Consider the following 2,251-nt stretch of genomic DNA (forward strand, 5'->3'; position numbering starts at 1 on the left):
CCTTATCAGATAAGGCGAGTAGTCCTACGAACGACGTGTTACACGAGTGTCGGCGGCTTCAGCAGCGCCTCAGGCGCTCCGCCGCCCGATGTGGATGACGGCGACCGTGATCCGGCGCTCCTCGACCACGTACACGATGCGGTAGCGGCCGACGCGGAGGCGGTAGCGGTCCTTGCCCCAGGCGTACGCGCCGACGTCGCGCGGGGTCTCGGCCAGGGTGTCGACGGTGTCGAAGACCTGGATCAGGCCGATCGGGTCGTCGTCGACGTACGCCTCGGCCGACCGCAACGCCTCGTCGGCCCAGACGACCTGATAGGTCACTCGCCGAGCGGGCGATCGAGACCGAGGGCGCGGCGGGCCTCGGCGTGCGGGGTGTAGCGGACCTCGCCGAGCTCGCGGCGCAAGGAGTAGCGCGCGATGGCGAGATCGTCCTCGAGGTCCTCGATGCGCCGGTCGTGGTCGTTGAGGTAGGCGCGGATGGCCTCGCGGGCGATCTCCTGCTTGGACCGGTTCTCCGTGCGGGCGCGGTCGGTCAGCAGCCGGTCGTCGGCCTCGCTGAGTCGCAGAGTCATAGCCATGGACCCAGCGTAACCCGAGGTGGTATCACGCGGTATCGTACGTGGGTCGGAACGTCGAGTTTCAGCCTGGGGGATATCCGAATATGTCGCTGACCGCGCTCTACCTGCTTGTCGCACTGGGAGCCGGGCTGGTCGCGATGCTCCTGAAACTCCCGCCCCTGGTCGGCTTCCTGGCCGCCGGGTTCGGGCTGCACGCCGCCGGGGTCGGCGAGCTCGAAGGCCTGCACACGCTGGCAGACCTGGGCGTCACGCTGCTGCTGTTCGGCATCGGCCTCAAGCTCGACGTGAGATCGCTGCTCCGACCCGACGTGTGGCTGAGCACCTTCGCCCACCTCGGGTTCAGCGTGATCATCGGCGTCGGGCTGCTGGCCGGCATCGCGCCGCTCGGCTTCGCGCTCCTCGCCGACGCCGACCTCGGCGAGATGGCGCTGATCGCGTTCGTCCTCTCCTTCTCGAGCACCGTGTTCGCGATCAAGGTCCTCGACGAGCGCCGCGACAACAACACCCTCTACGGCCGGATCGCGATCGGTGTGCTGGTCATGCAGGACATCGTGGCGGTCGCGTTCCTGACCATCTCCAAGGGCCACTGGCCCTCGCCGTGGGTCTTCGCGCTGGTGCTGCTCCTCCCGGGCGCCTGGCTCGCCCACCGCATCTGGGACCGGATCACCTCCGCCGAGCTGACCGCGCTCTTCGGTCTGGCGATCGCCCTCGTGCCGGGCTACTGGCTCTTCGAGACCGTGGGTCTCAAGGGCGACCTCGGGGCGCTCGTGGTCGGCGCCCTTCTCGGGTCGCACGCCAAGGCGCCGGCGCTGGCCAAGCTGCTGTTCAGCACCAAAGAGCTCTTCCTCATCGCGTTCTTCCTGAGCATCGGACTGACCGGGGTGCCCTCGTTGGAGGACCTGGCCCTGGCCACCGTGCTGCAGATCCTGCTGCCGCTGCAGGCCGCGGCGTACGTCGTGATCTTCGTCCTCATGGGGCTGCGCTACCGCACCGCGACGCTGGCCTCGTTCACCCTGACAAACTACTCCGAGTTCGGGCTGATCGTGATCGTCATCGCCTCCGCGACCGGGTTGGCCTCGGCGCAGTGGCAGACCGTGCTCGCGGTCGCGACGTCGCTCTCGTTCCTGGTGGGCGCCGTCTTCAACGCGTATGCCCCGAAGCTCATCAACCTGCTCAACCGACTCCTGCCGGAGCGGAGGCCCGAGCGGCTCCAGGAGGCGGACCGGCCGATCAACCTCGGCGACGCCAAGGCGCTGGTGGTCGGGATGGGCCGGGTGGGGCGTACGACCTACGAGGAGCTGCGCGACACCCAGGGCTACCACGTGCTGGCGGTCGAGCACGACTCGGTGCGCGCCGACTCGCTCAAGGAGGAGGGCTTCGACGTCGTCGAGGCCGACGCCACCGACCAGGACTTCTGGGAGCGGGTCAAGAAGGGCGCCGGCATGGAGCTCGTTGTCCTCACGATGCCCTTCCACGGCGACAACCTGCTCGCCATGGACCTGCTCCACAAGCTCGGCTTCAAGGGCACCGTGGCCGCCATCGCGCTGCGCCCCGAGGAGCGCGACGAGCTGAAGAAGCGCGGCGCCCACGCCGTCCTGAACCTGTACGCCTCGGCCGGCTCCGACCTCGCGGTGAAGGCGATCCGGGTCAACCAGGAGCGCCAGCTCTCCGGG

3 protein-coding genes are annotated in these 2,251 nt (G+C 68.8%); 1 reads left to right on the forward strand and 2 read right to left on the reverse strand.

The window, feature by feature from the left end; all coding sequences use genetic code 11:
* Window positions 1–69: 69 nt before the first annotated feature.
* Both ACFVJS_RS27640 and ACFVJS_RS27645 read right to left on the reverse strand, forming a co-directional pair.
* Window positions 70–321 carry a type II toxin-antitoxin system RelE/ParE family toxin gene (locus ACFVJS_RS27640; protein ID WP_378886745.1) on the reverse strand — a complete coding sequence of 84 codons (252 nt, stop codon included), beginning with the start codon at window positions 319–321 and terminating at the stop codon, window positions 70–72.
* On the reverse strand, window positions 318–578 hold the full coding sequence (locus ACFVJS_RS27645; RefSeq protein WP_040754613.1) for a ribbon-helix-helix protein, CopG family: 261 nt from the start codon (window positions 576–578) through the stop codon (window positions 318–320). Before ACFVJS_RS27645 ends, ACFVJS_RS27640 begins: the two co-directional genes overlap by 4 nt.
* A gap of 83 nt (window positions 579–661) precedes the next feature.
* On the opposite strand from ACFVJS_RS27645, the gene ACFVJS_RS27650 reads away from it, so the two are divergent.
* On the forward strand, window positions 662–2,251 hold a 1,590-nt coding region (locus ACFVJS_RS27650), incomplete at its 3' end, for a cation:proton antiporter (RefSeq protein WP_378886746.1).

It is taken from the genome of Nocardioides sp. NPDC057772 (assembly GCF_042798075.1).
Taxonomy (GTDB): Bacteria; Actinomycetota; Actinomycetes; order Propionibacteriales; family Nocardioidaceae; genus Nocardioides.